Below are 326 nucleotides of genomic sequence, written 5' to 3'. Positions count from 1 at the left end.
AATAGTGCCAGGTCGAACGAATGGGATCCAGCGACTTATGAGCATACTCCACCATTTTCTTTTTATAAGAATCTGATGAAACCTCTATATCCAGAGACTCTAACTTCTTCACACACTTGTCTATATAATAACCATAAGCAGCCTCTTCATCTAAAAGCGTCGAACCCAAATCAAAAAATATCCACTCTATCATCCCACTCTCCATCTCTTTTCAAAATGAGAATACTTAAGTTGATCTGCCTTTTTAGAATATCATTTTATCAATATCAAGGCAAAGAAAATTCCCTAGGAATTTCAGTCTAGTTTTCTATTCATTCTTAAAAATA

Annotated in this window: 1 pseudogene; it reads right to left on the bottom strand. The window is 34.4% G+C overall.

Annotation, left to right across the window (positions count from 1 at the left end):
* Positions 1-193, bottom strand: a pseudogene (locus tag C1G53_RS09585) (haloacid dehalogenase); the annotation flags it as partial.
* Positions 194-326: the final 133 nt, after the last annotated feature.

The sequence above is a fragment of the Streptococcus suis genome, from assembly GCF_002960445.1.
GTDB lineage: Bacteria > Bacillota > Bacilli > Lactobacillales > Streptococcaceae > Streptococcus > Streptococcus hyiners.
The sequence above is the reverse complement of the archived record's forward strand: the minus strand, read 5'-3'. Positions and strand labels throughout refer to the sequence as shown.